The organism is Asanoa siamensis (assembly GCF_016862555.1).
Classification (GTDB): Bacteria; Actinomycetota; Actinomycetes; order Mycobacteriales; family Micromonosporaceae; genus Asanoa; species Asanoa siamensis.
Window position 1 is genome coordinate 20,797 of sequence record NZ_BONE01000043.1, and the last position, 19,420, is coordinate 40,216.

Sequence of the window (19,420 nt, forward strand, 5' to 3'; positions counted from 1 at the left end):
CCTTTGCTACCCCGACGACCAGAACTCAAACGGCTCCTAGCCCTTGACGTCGACCGTGTCGCAGCCGTAGAAGCGCGTGGGGCCCGGGCCGAAGGCCCCGAACACACACGCGGTCGTGTCGCTCGGCACGAGGGCATCCCGGGGCGGGCCGAGATGGAGCATCGCGTCCGGGTCGCGATCGCGCGTCCGCTCGTCACGCTCCAGCGCGTCCTCCTGGTGGATCCTGTTGTGGATCTCCGGCACACCACCGCCACGCGACAGCACGGCGGGTGACCCGAACCGGATCGAGGCGACGACGATCGTGGTCGCGTCGAACGCCAGCGGGTTGCCGTACTCGCCGGCGCGGGTGCTGAGCACCGCGACAGGGACGTTGGCGCTGTTCAGGTTGATCGGGTTCTTCGCGCTGCCCGGATGCACGTTGACGGTCACGGGCACCGCACAGTCGAGGGTGAGCCGGGCGGTCCGCCGGTTGTTGTCGGCGTTCGGGTCGCCGACGTACGCCCGCCGCGGGTTCACGGTCGTGGTGAAGTCCAGGGTGCGGAGTCCCGGTGCGGCACACGTCACGGTGTAGCTCTTCTCCAGCCGCGCGGGCGTGCCGACCGTGAGGTTGGCCGGGGTCGTCTCGGCGGTGCCGGGCGCGACCGTGATGCCGGATCCGGCGAGCACCGTGCGTTCGACCGTGGCCTCGGTCGGCCCGTCGGGCCCGGCGTTGGAGACCGTGCTGGCCACGGTGACCGTCACGGGCTTGCCGAGCACGCCGAACAGCGGCGCGGTCGCCTCGACGGCGTCGACCGACAGGTCGCTCTCACGGCAGTCGGGGTCGTCGGGGTTCGCGACACAGTACGCGCGGACAGCCTGCGTCGTGTCGACCGTGGCGACGGTCACGTCGGCCGGGGTGGCCAACCCTGATCTGCTCGACCCGGCTGTCGTACGGCACGAGCACCTGACCGCGGCCCGCCTGGCTCACGAAGCCCGCGCCCTCCGCACGCGCGAGAGCGGGATTCGGGATGGTGGCCGACCGCAGCACCGCGCCGTCGCCGATGCTGGACACGGTCAGGTCCGGCCGCAGGAAACCCGTTCCGGGCGTGGCGACGTGCGCCACCACGACGCCGGCGGCCGTGCCGGACTCGGCGGACCGGAAGTCGATCTCGGCGACGAAGCTGCGGGCGTCGTCGACGTACTCAGGTCGGGGAACCGGCTCCGTGAGCGGGCTCCGCACATCGGGCACCGCCTGCGCGGTCGCGTGGATCGCGCCGACCGCCACTGCGATCACGCCGATCACGAGCAGCGGCACGCGGGCCCGCCGTAGCCGGCGCGGGGAGATCAGGTTCGGCATCGTCGGATCCCTCAGCATTCTCCCCGGTCGCATTCGCCGAACACGAAGGTCATGCGACGCCGGTCGGCGCGCCGGGCGAAGGCGTTGTCGTTCATCAGGTCGTTGGTCGCCGGGTCGGAGACCCAGAAGTCGTCGTCGGTGTCGGGGTCGAAGACCGAGTCCATGCCACGGCAGTCGACGGCGTTGCCGCCCAGACCACCGACGTCGGCGAGGCACGCGTCGCGGGACCGGTAGACGTTCGGCACCAGCGGCATCTGGAAGTAGCCGCCGTCGCAGCAGTACTCGTCGGCCAACTCGAAGGCGGCGTGGCCGATCTCGTGGATGAACACCCCGGTCTCACCGAACTCCGCGCTCAGCAGCCCGCCGAACGCGCATTCCCGCAAGGTGTTCGCGTTGCCCGGCGCTGGGGTCGCGGGATGCAGGATCGCGCGGGCGTGGCCGAACCCGTACTCGACGCCGACGTTGTCGGGTGGTTGGTGCTGGCAGGTGTCGTCGACGCCGTCGCCGTTGCGCAGGTCCCGGAACCCGCCCGTGGCGGCGGTGTCGAGGGCTATCCAGACGTTGACGGCACGCTGGTTGTCGAGCACGAGTTGCTCGCGCATCATCTCGGCGACCGCGGCATGGGCGTGGGTCAGGAAGTTCGGATCCCGCGGTCCGGTGTAGACCGGGAAGGTCAGGAGGGCGGTGTTCGACGGATTGTCCGGCTCGGCCCGGACGTTGGTCGTCGCCGCGAACAGGATGACGTCGAGGGCCCGCTCCCGCTCCGCCGACTGCAGCACCGGGACGGCCCGTCCCTCCGGCGGGCCGCCGACCTGGACCGTGTGCCAGCCGGAACTGACCGGCTCGAGGCGATCGATCGCCAGGCAGTTGTAGGAGAAGGTCGAGCCCGCCGGCCCGGCCGTCCGGGTGGCGGACAGCGTCGTCCGCCGGCCGGAACCGCCGATCTTGTCCCGGTTGATGCCGCCGTCGGTCGAGAAGAAGATGTCCAACTGGTCGGCGATCAGCGGCGGCAACCCGGTGCCGTCGGGTTGGTCGCCGAACGCCTCCGCGGTGATGGTGACCGTCTGGCCGGGCTGCGGCCACAGCGGCGAGTGCAGGCACCTGACATGCCGCCCGGGCGCCTGCGGCGGCTCGTTGACCTCGACCATGAGGACCATGTCGGCGACGTCGCCGTCGTTCGCGTTGCCCTCGGTCGTGACCTCGACGCCGCAGGGCCCGCTGACGTCGCCGGAGAAGTAACAGGACGAATCCTCGGGGTGCAGGTCGATGCTGAAGTTGACCGCCCGATCGGCGTCGTTGTTGGTGAGATCGATCTGGTTGTCGATGAAATTCGTGCCGTTGTCCTCGTCGAATATCTCTATCTTCACATCGGTGGTGGCGTTGCTGTGGTCGACGGTTCCCGTCGCCTGCCAGTTCGGCTCGATAACCGACCTGTTCGTGATCTCGCCGAAGTCGGTCGAGGCGCCCGCGACGGTCGTCCGTCCGTAGAAGTCGGCCTCGGACGTCAGGTCGATGGGCCCGCCAGCACAGCATTCCGCCACCCTGACGATCGTCACCGTGACGCTCAACGGCAGTGCCTGAGCAGGCGTGGCCCAGGCCACCAGACACGTCGCCGCGACCGCGAGGGCCATGAACGCCGCCCGCACCGGCTTATGGACGAACCGTAGAGTGCCCGGTTCCGCCACGCTCATCCGCGTCCACCTCAGCTGCCCTATGTGGATCGTTCGATTGCCGGAAAGGCGATCGGTACGATGCTTGTCGGGCCGCGACTGCGGCGTCAACGAAAGACACCCGGACGTGCCAGGTCAGATCATGGACTGACGAAACGAAACGCATTCGCCCTTACCGTCCACCACCGCCGGCATTCTTGACCGGTTTCCATGACCAGCGGGAGCCAAACCGCCTTGCCGCCGAGCAGACCCCGGATTGTGCCGGCCTCGAAGGTTGCGTGACGCCGCATTCCAACGTGTACTGACGATGGGTCAGGCGGTCGGGTCCGGGCGGAAGCGGACGATCGCCACCGCGGCCAGGGCCGTCAGGCCGAGCAGGGCGAAGCCCGTCAGCGCGCTGCGCGTGCCGGCCACCTGGCTCGCCGCGCCGAGGCCGATCACCGGCAGGGCCAACCCCGAATAGCTCGTGACGAACAGCGTCGCCAGTGTGCCGGCCCGGCGGTCCGGCGGGCTGAGCTGCACCACCGTCGTCAGGCAGGCGCGGAAGAGCAACCCGGCCGCCGCCCCGGTGACCGCACCCCCCGCCACGAAGGCACCGAGTGACGCGGCCCAGACCCCCAGCACGACCAGGCCCAGACCGACCGGCATCGCCGCGACGACGACCGCCAGCGCCGGGCGGGGTGGCAGCCGCCGCAGACCTACCTGCGCCGTTGCGGCCGCGCCCAACCCCACGAACGCCACCAGCCCGGCCAGCGCGTGTGACCGGTAACCGAGCGTGCCCGCCAGGAACGAGGGGCTCAGCGCGCTGAACAGGCCGAACATCGCGAACGCGACCAGACCCCCGAGGCAGGACGCGAGGAACAGGTCGCGGCGCTGGCCCGCCAGGGCCAGTGGGCGGGCCGCGGGGCGTGGACCCGGCGAGGCCGTCTCCGGCACCGCGGCGAGCAGCACCGCCGCGGCGGCCAGGACGATGCCGATCACGACGTACGGCAGGCGCAACGGCGCCGGTGCCCACTCCGCCAGCGCGCCCGAGAGGAGCGGGCCCGCCGCGATGCCGCCGAGGTTGGCCGCGGTGGCGACCACCTCCGCCTGGCGCGGGTCGCCGTCCGGGGCGGCGCGGCGGCGCAACTCGATCAGGCACGCCGTCGCCGGGCCCGAGAGCAGGCCGACCGACAACCCCGAGAGCACCCGTGCGGTCAGCAGGCCCGGCAGGTCCGGCCACGCGAGGAAGACGGCGCAGGCCAGAAGCTGCACGGCCAGCGCCGCGCCGAGGACCGGCCGCCGCCTCAGCCGGTCGGCGTGGGCGCCCGCGACGAGCAGGCCGCCGACCACGCCGAGGACGTACACGGCGAAGACGACGCCGATCATGGTCGTACCGAAATGGTCTCGGTCCTGGTAGAGCACGTAGAGCGGGGTCGGGACCGAGCCGCCCGTGGTGGTCGCGGCGTAGGCGAGGGCGACGAGCGCGAAGCCGGCGCGATGGGTGGTGCGGGGCATGATCACGAGTGTGGTCAGCCGTACCATCGGGATCCAACATCAAATGCCGATCAAGTTATCGGATCTTGCGATAATCAGGACCCATGGACGTCCGCAAGCTCGAGATCTTCACCGCCGTCGCCGCGGAACGCAGCTTCACCCGCGCCGCCGAGCGGCTGCGTACCGCCCAGTCCGGGGTCTCGACCGCCATCCGCGCGCTCGAGCGCGACCTCGGTGTCACCCTGCTCGACCGCACCACGCAGCGGGTCGAGCTGACCGAGGCCGGCCGGGCGCTGCTGCCCGAGGCGGAGCGGATCCTCGCGGCGGTCGCCGACGCCCGCGCCACGGTCAGCCAGGTCGGCCAGGGGCTGCGCGGCCGGCTCCGGCTCGGCATCCTCTACGGCATCACCCCGCCCCGCGTACGCCTCGCGTTGGCGACGTTCCAGGCGGAGCTGCCCGGTGTCGAGATGTGGCTGACCGTGCCCGGGCCGCGCGGCTCGCTGGACCACCTCGACCATCTCCGCGAGGGCGCCCTCGACCTGGCCGTGATGATCGCGCTCGGCCCGCTGCCCGGCATCGACCAGCACCTGCTGGCCTCCGAGGAGGTGGTGCTCGCCTGCGCGCCCGACCACCCGCTGGCCGATCGCGGCGAGGTCGACCCGGCCGAGGTCGCCGACGACATGTTCATCGAGTTCCCGCCCGGCTGGGGCGTCCGGATGGCCGCCGACCAGGTGTTCGGGGCCGCGGGCATCGCGCGCCGGAGCACGATCCAGATCTACGACCTGTCGACCATTCTCGACCTCGTACGCCTGCGGCTCGGGGTGGCGTTCGTCCCGCGATCGGTCGCCGCCCAGGTCGACGACCTGCGGTCGCTGCGGATCCGTGGCGACCGGCCGACGTACCAGGTCGTCATCGCCCGCGTCCGGGACCGGCCGCTCGGGCCGATCCCGCGGCGCTTCCTGGAAGTCGTCAGTGCCAGGGACGGAGTTTCTCGGGGTTCCGCACCGCCCACAGGTGGGTGATGCGGTCCCCGACGACCTCGAACGCGATCACCGCGCCCAGGACGCCGTCGCGCTGCACGACGATGCCGGGCTGGCCGTTGACCGTCCGCTCGACCAGCGTCAGGTCGCCGGCGAGGTTGGCGAGGTTGACGAAGTAGGTCGCGATCTCCTCGGCGCCCACGATCGGGTGCGGCGCGGCGGCGACCAGGCCGCCACCGTCGGCGACCGCGGTCGTGTCCGGGTCGAGCAGCCCGACGAGGGCCTTGATGTCGCGAGCCTCCCAGGCGCGCTTGAAATCGCGTACGACCGCGGCGCGCCGGGCGGCGTCGGGGCTGGTGGGCGGCTGGGCGTCGCGGACGCGCCGACGGGCCGAGGAGGCGAGCTGCCGGCTGGCCGCGGCCGACCGGCCCACGATGCGGGCCACCTCGTCGAAGGGATAGCCGAACACGTCGTGCAGCACGAACGCGACCCGCTCGGCCGGCGTCATCGAGTCGAGCACGACGAGGAAGGCCATGCTCACCGACTCGTCGAGGGTGATCCGGTCGGCGGGGTCGACGGTGCCGTTCGCGTACTCGGGCAGCGGCTCGGGGATCCACTCGCCGACGTAGCGCTCGCGCCGGGCCCGCGCCGACTTGAGCTGGTCGAGGCAGATCCGGCTGGCCACCGTGGTCAGCCAGGCGCCCGGGGTGTCGATCGCCTCCTGTTGCGGGCGGGACATGGCGTACCAGCGGGCGTAGGTCTCCTGCACCACGTCCTCGGCGTCGGCCAGCGAACCGAGCATGCGGTACGCGAGGTTGATGAGTTGCCGCCGCTCGCTCATGATCTCGTCGCTCAGCTCGGCCATCGGTGTGCTCCCTCCGTCTCCCTGTCCGACGAGGCACCGCCACGGAATGTGAGCCTCACATTCCCGCGCCCCGGTCGTCGTACCGGGTATGACCGATTTTCAGAGAATCGCCGACCGGGTCGAGATCGACGCGTTGCGCGCCGAGTACACGGACGCGGGCCTGATGCGCGACTACGACCGCTTCGCCGGCCTGTTCACGCCGGACGCGGTGCTGCGGATCCCGGACGCGGACGTGACGCTCACCGGCCGCGACGAGATCCGCGCGGGGATCGAGCGGCTGCAAGGCTTTTGGGAGTTCTTCCTGCAACACACGCATGCGGGCGCGCTGACCGTGTCGGGTGACTCGGCTGCGGGGCGGGCGCACATGCACGAGTTGGGGCGGCTGCGCGACGGGACCTCCCACGTCAACTACGCGATCTATCACGACACCTATCGTCGTACGGGCGACGGGTGGCGCTTCGCGTCGCGGACGTACGAGGTCCGGTATCACGACGCGACGCCGCTGACGGGGACGCCCGGTCGGGCGTATCTGGCCTCCCGGGTGACCGCCTGAGCGGCTATGGTGGTGCCGCCTCGTGTTGGGGGGTGCCGGTTGCGCCGACGGTCCTGGGTCGTGGTGGCGCTCGTGGTGCTGTCGTGCGCGGCCTGCGGCTCGACGGCGCCGACGGTGCTGGTCCACGACGTCCGCGGCCGCGGTGACGACGCCTTGATCACGGGGTCGGTCGGGTACCTCGCCGACGCGGACTGCTTCGTGATCGAGTCAGCGGGCGTGCGCCACGTGGCGGTGTGGCCACCGGACACAGAGGCCTGGGTCACCGGTACGGAGGTGGCCGGCGTCCGGGTCCCGGACCGTGAGCCCATCGCGATCGGCAGCCAGCTGACGGCCGGCGGCGGGTACACGAACCCGACGGCCAGCGGTGATCTGGATCTGCCCGAGGTGCCGGCGGAGTGCTTCGGTGGCGGGGGCGAGTTCGCGCTGATCCACGTGATCACCGCGGTGACGCCGGGCTGAGGGGTTGTCGCCGGCTGCCGGGTCCATATTGGATAAGCGTCATGCGGTCGCGTCGCGCGTTGTGGTTGCTGTTGTCGGGTCTCGTGGCCGGCTTGGTGGTGGCGGGCCTGCTGCTGGACTGGGACCTACGAGCGTGGAACGCGCCGTGGTGGATCCTGCTGCTGCTCGGCGGGCTGTTCCTGTCGGCGAACGTCGTCTTCACCCCGTCACGCGACAGCGCCCCCAGCCGCGTGCGATCCCGGCGCCCGGGCCGCTCGTCGCTACGCCTGCGCATGCCGCCCACCTCCCGCCTACGCCGGCCGTCGAACCGGCAGAGCTTCACGGCTCCGGAAGCCGAACCGGCAGAGTCATCCCTGAGCCGCTTCCTCTGGTCGCTGTTCTGGCTGGCCCTCGGCGCACTCCTCTCGGTCCCCATCGGCATCTTCGTCAACTCGATCAGCTGATGCCATCGTGCGTGGCCGGCGGCCGTCGAGCCGGTGACGGCCTGTACCAAGGTGCATGCAGCGATGGCCGGGCCTAATGCCTGACGCCGACTGGCGAGCGAAGCGGCAGCGAGACCGGTTGTCCGGCCACCCCGACCGACGATGAGCGGGCCTCCGCCGCTATTGGCGTCAAAGTAGTTGGCCTTTCGGGTGGTGGATGATGAGCGCATCCGTTGCCTGTTCCGAAACCAGTCGGAATTACTCCGAGAGCGTTACGCCGATCCGGCTCGCGTCGAGGGGGCGAAGAGGCGGCGGGCTCGCGAGGGAGGTCACCTGCGCCGGCGGCCCTACGACCAGGGCGCCGAGATTCGACGAACCGACGACCTGGTTCACCCCCATCACGCCAGCAGGCGGACGGCTTCCGGTGTGTTTATCGGATGAGGCAGAACGGGTGGCCGGCCGGGTCGGCGAAGACCCGGTAGCGGTCGCCGGCGGCGGGCAGCCGGCGGGCGCCCAGTTCCAGTGCGCGGGCCTGGCCCGCGTCGAGGTCGTCGACCAGGAGGTCGAGGTGGGCCTGCTGCGGGTGAGCCGGATCCGGCCAGCGGGGCGCGTGGTAGCCACTGATCTGCTGGAACATCAGGTTTCGCGCACCGCCGGTGACGAGTGCGCCCTCGGGACCGTCGTAGCTGACCTCCATGCCGGTGAGATCGGCATAGAAGTGGGCCAGGGCTGATGCGTCCGGGGCGTCGATGGTCACCGCGAAAAGCCTCATCACCGGGCCGGTGTCCCTTGCCTGGCAGAGATCGAACGGATGACCGGCCGGGTCGGCCAGGGTGATCCACGTGGGGCCGTCGGCTAGCCGGACGGCGCCGAGGGCGACCGCCCGCTCGGCCTGCTCCCGTAAATCGTCGGTCCGCAGGTCCAGGTGGAACTGCTGCGGATGCTGCTGCCCGGGCCAGCGCGGCGGGACATGGTCGGGTGCGCGTTGGAACTCGACCTCCTGGCCGTCCGGTGCCCGGACACCGAACCGGTCAGGGTCCTGACGGACGACGTCCCATCCGGTCAGCTCCGCGTAGAACGAGCCGACCTCGTCGATGTCCGCCGCGTCGAAGATTGCCAGGTCCAGACGAGCTGTCACCGTCATGGCCACATCCTGCCTCACCCCACCGACACGAACCCGCCGCCTCCTACTTGGCGTTGAAGTAGTTGGCTTCCGGGTGGTGGACGATGAGGGCGTCCGTCGCCTGCTCCGGGACCAGTTGGTACTCCTCCGACAGTGTCACGCCGATGCGGGAGGCGTCCAGGAGCGCTACGACCTTGGCGCGGTCTTCCAGGTCCGGGCACGCCGGGTAGCCGAAGGCGTAGCGGCAGCCCCGGTAGTCCGTGCGGAGCAGGCCCGCCAGGTTGGGTGGGTCCTGCGCGGCGACCGTCTCACCGGACGGGAGGACCAACTCTTCGCGGACGCGCTGGTGCCAGTACTCGGCCAAGGCCTCCGTGAGCTGGACCGACAGGCCGTGGACCTCCAGGTAGTCCCGGTACTCGTTGCGGGCGAAGAGTTTCGCCGTGTATTCGCTGATGGGCTGACCTACCGTGACCAACTGCAGGGCCAGGACGTCGTGGGACGACGAGAAGAAATCGGCCAGGCACAGGCGGCGTTCCTGACGTTGGCGCGGGAACGTGAAGCGGGTCAGCTCCGATCCGCCGTCCGCCGACAGGACAACCAGGTCGTTGCCGGACGACCGCGCGGGGAAGTAGCCGTAGGCTACCGAGGCCTCCAGGACGTGGTCGGCGGCCAGGCGGTCGAGCCAGTAACGCAGGCGCGGCCGGCCCTCCGTCTCCACCAGTTCCTCGTACGACGGCCCGGAGCCACGCGCGCCGCGCAATCCCCACTGGCCCAGGAACAACGCCCGCTCGTCCAGCAGCGCCGCGTAGGAAGCCAGCGGCACACCCTTGACAACCCGGGTGCCGAAGAACGGTGGTGTCGGGACGTCCACGTCCGTGGCCACGTCGGAGCGGACCGAGTCGTCCTCCAGCGACGGCAGGTTCTCGCGGACGACGGCACGCTGCTTCTCGCGCCGCGCCCGGCGGGCCGCCAAGGCCGCCTCCCGCCCAGGGTCCACCACCGGTGCGCCACCTCGGCGGGCCGTCATCACCCGGTCCATCAAGGACAGGCCCTCGAACGCGTCGCGGGCGTAGTGCACCTCGCCACCCGTGTACAGCGCCCGCAGGTCGTCCTCCACATAGGACCGCGTCAGGGCCGCGCCGCCCAGGAGCACCGGCCAGCGGGTCGCGACGCCGCGGGAGAGCATCTCCTGCAGGTTCTCCTTCATCACCACCGTGCTCTTCACGAGCAGCCCGGACATGCCGATCGCATCCGCGTCGTGGGACTCCGCGGCCTCCAGGATCGACGCGATAGGCTGCTTGATACCGATGTTGACGACCTCGTACCCGTTGTTGGACAGGATGATGTCGACCAGGTTCTTGCCGATGTCGTGCACGTCGCCCTTGACGGTGGCCAGGACGATCCTGCCCTTGCCCTGGTCGTCGTCGGACCTCTCGATGTGCGGCTCCAGGAACGCGACCGCGGACTTCATCACCTCGGCCGACTGCAGCACGAACGGCAGCTGCATCTGGCCCGAGCCGAACAGCTCCCCGACGACCTTCATCCCGTCGAGCAGCGTCTCGTTGATGATCTCCAAGGCCGATCGCGATGACAGAGCCTCGGACAGGTCGGCCTCCAGCCCGTTGCGCTCCCCGTCGATGATCCGGCGCTTCAACCGCTCGTCCAGCGGCAACGCGAGCAGTTCCGCCGCCCGCGTCTCGCGCGCCGACGCCACGTCCACGCCCTCGAACAGCGAGATGAACTCCTGCACGGGGTCATAACCGTCGCGCCGCCGGTCGTAGACCAGATCGAGGGCCACCTCCCGCTGCCGCTCCGGGATCTGCGACATCGGCAGGATCTTGCTCGCGTGCACGATCGCGCTGGTCAGGCCGGCGGAGACGCACTCGTGCAGGAACACCGAGTTGAGCACCTGCCGCGCCGCCGGGTTGAGGCCGAACGAGATGTTCGAGATGCCCAGCGTGAAGTTCACGCCGGGATAGAGCGCGGCGATCTCCCGGATCGCCGAGATCGTCTCGATCCCGTCCCGCCGTGTCTCCTCCTGCCCGGTCGCGATGGGGAACGTCAGCGCGTCGATCAGGATGTCCGACCGCCGCAGCCCCCACCGCCCGGTCAGGTCGTCGATCAGGCGGCGAGCGACCCGCACTTTCCAGGAAGCCGTGCGGGCCTGACCCTCCTCGTCGATCAGCAGCGCCACCACCGCCGCGCCGTGCTCGCGGACCACCGGCATGACCCGCGCGTAGCGCGACGACGGCCCGTCCCCGTCCTCGAAGTTGACGGAGTTGACGACACACCGCCCGCCGAGCATCTCCAGCCCGGCCTCGACCACGGCGGGCTCGGTCGAGTCCAGCATGATCGGCAGGGTCGACGCGGTGGCGAACCGCCCCGCGAGCTCCTTCATGTCGACGGCACCGTCCCGGCCGACGTAGTCGACGCAGAGGTCGAGCAGGTGCGAGCCGTCCCGCGCCTGCGACCGCGCCAGCTCGACGCAGGCCTGCCAGTCCCCCGCGATCATCGCCTCGCGGAACGCCTTGGACCCGTTGGCGTTGGTCCGCTCGCCGACCATCAGCACGCCGGCGTCCTGCACGAACGGCACGTGGTGATAGATCGAGGACACCCCGGGCTCGTCGACGGCCTCCCGAGCGACCCGCGCCGGCCCGACGCCGAGAGCACCGACCACCGCCGAGATGTGCTCCGGCGTCGTGCCACAACACCCACCGACCAGGGCGGCCCCATAGGAGGTGACGAAATCCGACAGCGCCGACGCGAGCTCGGCAGGGGTCAGCGGATAGTGCGCGCCGTCCGCGGTGAGCTGCGGCAACCCGGCATTCGGCATCACCGACAGGGGTACGCGCGAATGCCGCGCCAGATAACGCAGGTGCTCGCTCATCTCCGCCGGCCCGGTCGCGCAGTTGAGCCCGATCAGGTCGACCCCGAGCGGCTCGATCGCGGTCAGCGCCGCCCCGATCTCGCTGCCGAGCAGCATCGTCCCGGTGGTCTCGACCGTCACGTGCGCGATCACCGGCACCTCGCGCCCCGCCTCGCCCATCGCCCGGCGCGCGCCGTTGACCGCCGACTTGAGCTGCAGCAGGTCCTGGCAGGTCTCGACGATCAACGCGTCGGCGCCGCCGACGATCAGACCCAGGGCATTCTCCTGGTACGCGTCGCGCAGCGTCCGGTAGTCGGTGTGCCCCAACGTCGGCAGCTTGGTGCCCGGCCCCATCGACCCGAGCACGAACCGCGGCCGGTCAGCCGTGGAGAACCGATCCGCCGAGGCCCGGGCGATCCGGGCGCCGGCCTCCGCCAGCTCGCGGATCCGCGCCTGCAGGCCGTACTCGCCGAGGTTTCCGAGGTTGGCCCCGAAGGTGTTGGTCTCGACGCAGTCGGCACCCGCGGTGAAATAGGCGTCGTGCACCCCGCCGACCACCTCGGGCCGGGTCACGTTGAGCACCTCGTTGCAGCCCTCGTGGCCCTCGAAGTCGTCGAGGCTCAGGTCGGCCGCCTGCAGCATGGTGCCCATCGCCCCGTCGGAGATCAGAACCCGGGCAGCGAGCGCTTCCAAGAACGAGTTCGACACCCTCTCAGGTTACGGCGTCGTCCGATTCGCGAAGGAAGCGATGATCCAACCCGGTACGCGGCTGTGACCGACGTCGCCTCGGGGCACCGACCCGCGCCGCGCCGTCGAGCCCTCGCTGGCGCTGCCACGTAGGCTGGCAAGGTGAACGTGTGGACCAGCATGGCGACCCAGGCGACACGGTGGACGGAGGCGGCGGCATGACCGAGTTCGACGGGCTGCCCGAGCTTCGCTCCCCCGTCGCGATCGCGGCGTTCGAGGGGTGGAACGACGCCGCCGACGCCTCGACGGCCGCGGTGGAACACCTCGAGCAGGTGTGGGGCGCCCGGGAGATCGCGGCGCTCGACCCCGAGGACTTCTACGACTTCCAGGTGAGCCGCCCGACCATCACCATGGCCGACGGCGAGACCCGGCGCATCGAGTGGCCGACCACCCGGTTCATGGTGGCGAGCCCCGAGGGCACCGAGCGCGACGTCGTCCTGATCCGCGGCATCGAGCCGAGCATGCGCTGGCGGACCTTCTGCGAGCAGGTGCTCGAGCTGTGCCACAGCCTCGAGATCAACCGGGTGGTGCTGCTGGGCGCGCTGCTGGCCGACGTGCCGTACACCCGGCCCCTGCCGATCAGCGGCAGCGCCTCCGACAAGGACGCGGCCGACCGCTACCAGCTCACCCCGACGCGGTACGACGGCCCGACGGGCATCGTCGGCGTGCTGCACGACGCCTGCCAGCGCGCCGAGGTCGACGCGCTGTCGTTCTGGGTGCACGTGCCGCACTACGCCAACAACCCGCCGTGCCCGAAGGCCACGCTCGCGCTGCTGCACCGCGTCGAGGAGGTCCTCGACCTGCCGGTGCCGATGGCCGACCTCGCCGAGGAGTCGGCCGAGTGGGAGCAGCGGGTGCGCGCGGCTGCCGAGCAGGACGCGGAGCTGGGCGAATATGTCCGCGAGCTCGAGGAGCGGGCCGGCGACGCGGGCATCCAGTCGGTGAGCGGCGACGAGATCGCGCAGGAGTTCGAGAAATACCTGCGGCGCCGCGGCGGCTCGGCGGGGCCGACGGCCGGCTCCTGGTAGCGCGCGTGTCGCAGGGCGCGGCCGCCGTACGCGTGATGCATCCTAGGATCATCGCCACGCGGGAGGTCGCGCCATGCAGAGCAACCCGGGAGCGGCGGAGGCGCCGCACCGCCAGATAGCCGAGCAGATCAAGGCCCAGATCCGCCGGGGTGACTGGGCGGCGGGCGAACGGCTGCCGTCGATCCCCGCGCTGGCCGAGACGTTCGGCGTGGCCAAGCAGACGCTGCAACGCAGCATCGACCAGTTGCGGGTCGAGGGTGTGTTGATCACCAAGCCTGGCTCGGGTACGTACGTCCGCGGCACCAAACGCCGCCTCAACCGGCTGTCCCGGGGTCGCTACGGCGGGCACCGCGGCTACCACGCCGACCTGGCGGCCCGGTACCGCCAGCACCTGACCGAGGTCGGCCGCGCACCGGCGCCACCGGAGGTCGCGGACGCGTTCGGCGTCGCCGACCACACTCCCCTGCTGGTCCGCCGCCACCTGGTCCGCACCGACGACGTCCCGGTCGAGATCGGCGCGGCGTGGTTCCGGGTGGAGGACGCGGCGGGCACGAGCTTGGAACGCTTCGAGGGCTTCGGGCGGCCGCTCTACCAGGAGGCGGAGGAGGCGATCGGCCGCCGCTACGCGACCGCGACCGACGTGATCACGGCCCGCCAGCCGGACCGCGACGAGGCGGAGATCCTCCAGATCCGCGGCGACACGCCGGTGCTGCACCTGCTGCATGTCGCCTTCGACGAGCGGCACCGGGCGATCGAGGTGAGCCAGGCGACGTGGCCGGGGCCGATGACGACGCTGACGGAGAACTACAAGATCCCGGGGCCGGCGGAGGACCTGCCCGACGACGAGCCTGGGTTCGCGTTGGGCTAGCTCGCCGGGGCCCGCAACGTCGGTGCCTGACTCGCGGCTGGGCGGTACGTGGGGTGAAGGCATAGGCCCGCACGCTCGGGCACGGCCCGCACGCCTCGGCACCGCCGGCACGCTCGCCGTAGGCTGCGCGCGCGCCGTAGGCCGGGCGCGCGCCGCGCGCTCGGCACGGCCCGAACCCCCGGGCACGGCCCGCACGCGTCGACACGGTCCCGCACGCCGGACGGCCGGCTAGGCGGTCCAGGGTGGGGTGACGCGCTTGCCCGCGGCGGTGGCCGTGCTGCCGGCGGCGCTCGTGACGATGGCGGTCAGGCCGTTCGCGGCGTCCGCGGTGACCTGGCGTTCGACGTCCGGCGCGAGCACCAGCGTGTCCCCCGGGCCGATCCGGACCACGTCGTCGCCGAGGCGTACCGACGCGCCGCCGGACAGGACCGTCCAGATCTGTTCCATGTCGATCGCGTGGGTCGGGCCCGCGCTGCCCGGACCCATCTCGACCTTCCAGAGCGGGCGCGTCGCGCCGCCGAGGGTGGGTGAGGCCAGGGTGGTCGTCACACCGGCGGGGGTCTCGAAGCGCCGGGTCTGGTCCTGCCCGATGACAGTCATGGCGATGCCCTTCTAGGATGGTCAACGTGGTTGTCCAAAACGTAAACCTGGTTGTCTAATCGTGTCAACCGAGGCGGGGTTCCTGCTGCCGTTGCGGCTGTTCGTCGGCTTCCGGCAGCTCATCGACGCCGTGCACGCCGAGCTGGCCCGGGAGGGGCATCCGGACCTGCGGCCGCTGCACGGGTTCGTCTTCCAGGCCATCGGCCGCGACGGCACCACGGCGGTTGAGCTCGGGCGGCGGCTGGGCGTCTCGAAGCAGGCCGCCGGCAAGACCATCGACGGCCTGGAGCGGCTCGGCTACCTCGAGCGGGCCAGCGACCCGGCCGACGCCCGGCGCAAGCTGGTGCGGCTCACCGACCGCGGCCACGCGGTGCTGACCCGCTCAGCACAGATCTTCGACGAGCTGCGCGCGGAGTGGGCGACCCGGATCGGCCCGGAGCGGCTGCGCGCCCTGGAGGCCGACCTCGTCACGGTGACGGGCGCGGAGGCGTTCCGCCTCGACGTGCCCGGCTGGTTCGGCTGACCAGCCGAAGTTGGCAACGGTCCGTTGTTATGCGGAAAGCGTTAACAACGGACCGTTCCTTACGCGTCGCGTTCCGGGTAGCCGATCTGGATCGCGGACACGTCGTCCAGGGCCGTGGCTATCTCGGCCGGCAGCGTCACGTTCTCGACCTTGAGTGCGCCCAGCAACTGCCCGACCGTGCGCGCGCCCAGGACCGGCGCCACCACGCCCGGTTGGTCGCGGACCCAGGCCAGCGCCACCTCCAGCGGCGAGACGCCCAGGCCCCCGGCGGCCGTCGCGACCGCTTCGACGATGGATGAAGAGCGCGAATCCAGATAAGTCGCGACAAATGGGCCGAAGTGGGGGGAGGCCGCGCGGGAGTCCGCCGGGCGGCCGTGGCGGTACTTGCCCGTCAGGACGCCCCGGCCCAGCGGCGACCAGGCCAGCACGCCCAGGCCCAGCGCCGCGCAGGCCGGCAGGACCTCGCGCTCGATCCCCCGCTCCAGCAGCGAATATTCCACCTGCGCGGCCACCACCGGCGTACGGCCCGGCACCGCCTTCTGCCACGCCGCCGCCCGCGCCGTCTGCCAACCCGAGAAGTTGGAGACCCCGGCATAGCGGACCCGGCCGCTGGCAACGGCATAGTCCAGCGCCGCGAGCGTCTCCTCCAGCGGCGTCGTCTCGTCGAACCCGTGCACCTGCCAGAGATCGACATGGTCGGTGCCGAGCCGCCGCAGCGACGCGTCCAGCGAGCTCAGCAGATGCCCCCGCGACGCGTCGCGCCGCCTGCCGTGGCCCGAGCGCAGGCCCGCCTTCGTGGCGATGAGCAGGTCGTCCCGCGGGATCAGAGTGTCCAGCAGCGAGCCGATCACGGCTTCTGCCTCGCCGTCGCCGTACACGTCGGCGGTGTCGACGAGATTGCCACCCGCGTCGACGAAGCCCTTGAGCTGGGCTGCCGCGTCGTCGGTGTCGGTGTCGGCACCCCACGTCATGGTGCCGAGCGCGAGCCGGGAGACCGCGAGCCCGCTACGGCCTAGCGGTCGCTGCTGCATGGGTGCACCTTATGCCGACGCGGCCTGCGCCGATAGCCGGCCGGTCGGTGCATCATGCACGCCGGCCATGACGCGGCGACACGCGGACCATCACAATCCCCTCCCCGCGTGTTGGGGCAGCCGTCCACGAACGGGCGACGGGCATTTCGTACTCTGGTCCCGCGTCGCGGGCGGCCGCCGACGAACGGCGCCGCCGTCGGCGGCAGTGGGGAGGGGCACGGTGAAACTCGGACTCAACCTCGGATACCAGACGGCGTGGAGCTCGCCCGCGACCGACCTGGCGATGGCCCAGGAGGCGGAGCGGCTCGGCTTCACGGTCGTGTGGGCGGCGGAGGCCTACGGCTCCGACTCGCCGTCGACCCTGGCCTGGCTCGCCGGCCAGACCTCGACCATCGACCTGGGCGCGGCGGTCATGCAGATCCCGGCCCGCACCCCGGCCGCCACGGCGATGACCGCGACCACGATCGACAACCTGAGCGGCGGCCGGTTCCGGCTCGGCCTCGGCGTCAGCGGCCCGCAGGTCTCCGAGGGCTGGCACGGCGTGCGGTTCGGCAAGCCGCTCGCCCGTACCCGCGAATATGTCGACATCGTCAAGCTCGCCGTCGGCCGCAAACCGGTGGAATACACCGGCGACCACTACACGCTCCCCCTGCCAGACGGCCCCGGCAAGACGCTGCGCCTGGGCTTCCACCCGCCGCGCGAGCACATCCCGATCTACCTCGCCGCCGTCGGGCCGAAGAACCTCGAGCTCGCCGGCGAGATCGCCGACGGCTGGCTGGCGGTCTTCTACTCCCCCGAGTTCGCCGGCGAACAGCACGCGAGCATCGCAGCGGGCAAGGAAAAGGCCGCTCGAGCCGGCGAGGGCTTCGACGTCGTCCCCAGCGTCCCCGTCGTGGTCGGCGACGACGTGGCCATGGCCGCCGAGCTCGTCCGCTGGTACGCCGCCCTCTACATCGGCGGCATGGGCAGCCGGAAGCAGAACTTCTACAACGACCTCGCGGTCCGGATGGGCTACGGCGACGCCGCGAAGACGGTGCAGGACCTCTACCTCGACAAGCGCCAGCGGGACGCGGCGGCCGCCGTACCCCTGGAGTTCATCGACCGCACCTCGCTGCTCGGCAGCATGGAGCGGATCGCCGACCGGATGCAGGCGTACGCCGAATCGGGCGTTACCACACTGTCGATCAGCCCGTACGTGGCCGACGTGGAATCGGGCGTGCGGACGTTGCGTACGGTGGCCGAGGCGTTGGACAAGTCGGGGGTCGGGGAATGACGTGGACCCAGGCGATCGTGCTCGGGATCGTGCAGGGGCTCACGGAGTTCCTGCCGATCAGCTCGTCCGGGCACATGCGGATCACCTCGGCCCTGTTCTTCGGTCAGGACGCGGGCGCCTCGTTCACCGCGGTCACGCAGCTCGGCACCGAGGCCGCCGTGCTGCTCTACTTCGCCAAGGACATCTGGCGAATATCCAAGACCTGGGTCATCGGCATCTGGGACAAGTCGGCGCGCAAGGAGTTCGACTACAAGATGGCGTGGTACGTCATCGTCGGCTCCATCCCGATCGGCATCATCGGCTTCGCGTTCAAGGACCAGATCCGCACCGCCGCCCGTAACCTCTGGCTGGTCTCGATCGTCCTGATCGTCTTCTCGTTCGTGCTCGCCTTCGCGGAATACCTGAGCCGCCAGACCCGCGCCCTCGAGCGCTTCCGGATGCCCGACGCGGTCACGATGGGCCTGGCCCAGGCGTTGGCACTGGTCCCCGGCGTCTCCCGCTCGGGCGGCACCGTGAGCGCCGGCCTCTTCCTCGGCCTGACCAGAGAGGCGGCCCTGCGCTTCTCGTTCCTGCTGGCGATCCCCGCGGTGGTCATGTCGGGCCTGTTCAGCCTGCCGGACGTCTTCGACAAGAGCGGCGGCGGCCTGGTGCCCTCGGGTGCCCAGATGATCGTCGCGACGATCATCGCCTTCGGCCTCGGGTACGCGTCGATCGCGTGGCTGCTGCGGTACGTGTCCGCGCACACGTTCTATCCGTTCGTGCTCTACCGGGTCGCGGTCGGCTCCATCGTCCTCGCTCTCCTGATCAACGGCACGATCTCGGCCACGTAGAGTCGTCCGCGTGGCGACCCTTCTCCTGCTGCGACACGGCCGCACGACCGCCAACGCCGACGGTGGGCTGGCCGGGCGGCAGCCCGTCGAGCTCGACGAGACCGGCCGGGCCCAGGCGGTCGCGGTCGGCCAACGGCTGCGCGGCCTGCCGCTGGCCGCGGTGGTCAGCAGCCCGCTGATCCGCTGCCGGCAGACGCTGGACCTCGCCCTGCCGGACGCGCTGCCCAGCGTCGAGGACGGGCTGATCGAGTGCGGCTACGGCGAGTGGGAGGGCCAGCCGCTCAAGAAGCTGGCCAAGGATCCGCTGTGGCCGGTCGTCCAGCTCCACCCGTCCGCGGTGGCGTTCCCGGGCGGCGAGACGATGGCGGGGATGTCGGCCCGGGCCGTCGGCGCGGTCCGGCAGTGGGACGCCAAGGTCACGGCCGAGCACGGCGCCGAGGCGCTCTGGCTGGCCTGCACCCACGGCGACATCATCAAGGCGATCGTGGCCGACGCGCTGGGCCTGCACCTCGACCAGTTCCAGCGCATCGTCGCGGATCCGGCCTCGGTGACCGTGATCCGTTACACACCCACCCGCCCGTTCCTGCTGCGCCTCAACGACATCGGTGGTGACCTCGCCGGCCTGGTGCCGCCGAAACGGCGGCGGCGACCTCGCAAAACGGCCGCTACCTCGTCGGACGCCGTCGTCGGCGGCGGCGCCGGGCCGAGCTGAGATTCGCTCTGCGCGAACGTCGCTGATCCGCTCCCCACATTCGAGGCAGTGCGCTACG

The 19,420-nt window shown here is 71.1% G+C and carries 19 protein-coding genes; 10 read left to right on the top strand and 9 right to left on the bottom strand.

All coding sequences use genetic code 11. The annotated features are described in order from the left end of the window. Positions 1-36: 36 nt before the first annotated feature. The 4 genes from Asi02nite_RS24710 to Asi02nite_RS24725 form a co-directional block, all read right to left on the bottom strand. The gene (locus Asi02nite_RS24710) at positions 37-885 is read right to left on the bottom strand and encodes a hypothetical protein (RefSeq protein WP_203716292.1); all 849 of its coding nucleotides are present in this window, start codon (positions 883-885) and stop codon (positions 37-39) included. Next, a complete protein-coding gene (locus Asi02nite_RS24715; RefSeq protein WP_203716293.1) occupies positions 806-1,336 on the bottom strand; it encodes a hypothetical protein in 531 nt (176 codons plus the stop codon). The genes Asi02nite_RS24710 and Asi02nite_RS24715 overlap by 80 nt, the downstream gene beginning before the upstream one ends. An 11-nt stretch (positions 1,337-1,347) precedes the next feature. After that, the gene (locus tag Asi02nite_RS24720; protein WP_203716294.1) at positions 1,348-3,027 is read right to left on the bottom strand and encodes a hypothetical protein; all 1,680 of its coding nucleotides are present in this window, start codon (positions 3,025-3,027) and stop codon (positions 1,348-1,350) included. 291 nt (positions 3,028-3,318) lie between these two features. Continuing rightward, positions 3,319-4,503 (bottom strand): MFS transporter, encoded by a 1,185-nt coding sequence (locus Asi02nite_RS24725; protein ID WP_203716295.1) that lies wholly within the window; start codon positions 4,501-4,503, stop codon positions 3,319-3,321. 83 nt (positions 4,504-4,586) lie between these two features. On the opposite strand from Asi02nite_RS24725, the gene Asi02nite_RS24730 reads away from it, so the two are divergent. Further along, complete coding sequence (locus Asi02nite_RS24730; RefSeq protein WP_203716296.1) at positions 4,587-5,504, top strand: LysR family transcriptional regulator; 918 nt, start codon at positions 4,587-4,589, stop codon at positions 5,502-5,504. On the opposite strand, the gene sigJ is transcribed toward Asi02nite_RS24730, so the two are convergent. Continuing rightward, complete coding sequence (sigJ, locus tag Asi02nite_RS24735) at positions 5,452-6,327, bottom strand: RNA polymerase sigma factor SigJ (protein ID WP_203716297.1); 876 nt, start codon at positions 6,325-6,327, stop codon at positions 5,452-5,454. The genes Asi02nite_RS24730 and sigJ overlap by 53 nt on opposite strands. Positions 6,328-6,415: 88 nt before the next feature. Between sigJ and Asi02nite_RS24740 the strand changes: the two genes are divergently transcribed. Genes Asi02nite_RS24740 through Asi02nite_RS24750 form a run of 3 tightly spaced genes read left to right on the top strand, consistent with a single transcriptional unit; the run spans position 6,416 to position 7,782 of the window. Further along, positions 6,416-6,880, top strand: coding sequence for a nuclear transport factor 2 family protein (locus Asi02nite_RS24740; RefSeq protein WP_203716298.1), 465 nt, complete (start codon positions 6,416-6,418; stop codon positions 6,878-6,880). 60 nt (positions 6,881-6,940) lie between these two features. Further along, a complete protein-coding gene (locus tag Asi02nite_RS24745; protein ID WP_203716299.1) occupies positions 6,941-7,339 on the top strand; it encodes a hypothetical protein in 399 nt (132 codons plus the stop codon). A 41-nt stretch (positions 7,340-7,380) separates the two neighbouring features. Further along, on the top strand, positions 7,381-7,782 hold the full coding sequence (locus Asi02nite_RS24750; protein WP_203716300.1) for a hypothetical protein: 402 nt from the start codon (positions 7,381-7,383) through the stop codon (positions 7,780-7,782). Between the two features lie 409 nt (positions 7,783-8,191). Here Asi02nite_RS24750 and Asi02nite_RS24755 read toward each other — a convergent pair whose 3' ends face one another. Further along, on the bottom strand, positions 8,192-8,905 hold the full coding sequence (locus Asi02nite_RS24755) for a VOC family protein (RefSeq protein WP_203716301.1): 714 nt from the start codon (positions 8,903-8,905) through the stop codon (positions 8,192-8,194). 43 nt (positions 8,906-8,948) lie between these two features. Further along, the gene (gene metH, locus Asi02nite_RS24760; RefSeq protein ID WP_203716302.1) at positions 8,949-12,458 is read right to left on the bottom strand and encodes a methionine synthase; all 3,510 of its coding nucleotides are present in this window, start codon (positions 12,456-12,458) and stop codon (positions 8,949-8,951) included. Between the two features lie 197 nt (positions 12,459-12,655). Between metH and Asi02nite_RS24765 the strand changes: the two genes are divergently transcribed. Then, a complete protein-coding gene (locus Asi02nite_RS24765; RefSeq protein ID WP_203716303.1) occupies positions 12,656-13,525 on the top strand; it encodes a PAC2 family protein in 870 nt (289 codons plus the stop codon). Positions 13,526-13,598: 73 nt separating this feature from the next. Next, positions 13,599-14,393 (top strand): GntR family transcriptional regulator, encoded by a 795-nt coding sequence (locus tag Asi02nite_RS24770; protein ID WP_203716304.1) that lies wholly within the window; start codon positions 13,599-13,601, stop codon positions 14,391-14,393. 228 nt (positions 14,394-14,621) lie between these two features. On the opposite strand, the gene Asi02nite_RS24775 is transcribed toward Asi02nite_RS24770, so the two are convergent. After that, positions 14,622-14,993, bottom strand: coding sequence for a cupin domain-containing protein (locus Asi02nite_RS24775; RefSeq protein ID WP_203716305.1), 372 nt, complete (start codon positions 14,991-14,993; stop codon positions 14,622-14,624). Between the two features lie 61 nt (positions 14,994-15,054). Here Asi02nite_RS24775 and Asi02nite_RS24780 point away from each other — a divergent pair, with 61 nt between their 5' ends. Then, the gene (locus Asi02nite_RS24780) at positions 15,055-15,516 is read left to right on the top strand and encodes a MarR family winged helix-turn-helix transcriptional regulator (RefSeq protein ID WP_239127037.1); all 462 of its coding nucleotides are present in this window, start codon (positions 15,055-15,057) and stop codon (positions 15,514-15,516) included. A 59-nt stretch (positions 15,517-15,575) separates the two neighbouring features. Here the strand turns inward: Asi02nite_RS24780 and Asi02nite_RS24785 are convergent, their stop codons facing one another. Beyond that, positions 15,576-16,547 carry an aldo/keto reductase gene (locus tag Asi02nite_RS24785; protein WP_203716306.1) on the bottom strand — a complete coding sequence of 324 codons (972 nt, stop codon included), beginning with the start codon at positions 16,545-16,547 and terminating at the stop codon, positions 15,576-15,578. 220 nt (positions 16,548-16,767) lie between these two features. On the opposite strand from Asi02nite_RS24785, the gene Asi02nite_RS24790 reads away from it, so the two are divergent. The 3 genes from Asi02nite_RS24790 to Asi02nite_RS24800 are packed head-to-tail and all read left to right on the top strand — an operon-like array spanning position 16,768 to position 19,362. Then, entirely contained in the window at positions 16,768-17,820 is a 1,053-nt protein-coding gene (locus Asi02nite_RS24790; protein ID WP_203716307.1) for an LLM class F420-dependent oxidoreductase, read from the top strand. After that, complete coding sequence (locus Asi02nite_RS24795; protein WP_203716308.1) at positions 17,817-18,650, top strand: undecaprenyl-diphosphate phosphatase; 834 nt, start codon at positions 17,817-17,819, stop codon at positions 18,648-18,650. Before Asi02nite_RS24790 ends, Asi02nite_RS24795 begins: the two co-directional genes overlap by 4 nt. A gap of 10 nt (positions 18,651-18,660) precedes the next feature. After that, a complete protein-coding gene (locus Asi02nite_RS24800; RefSeq protein WP_203716309.1) occupies positions 18,661-19,362 on the top strand; it encodes a histidine phosphatase family protein in 702 nt (233 codons plus the stop codon). Positions 19,363-19,420: the final 58 nt, after the last annotated feature.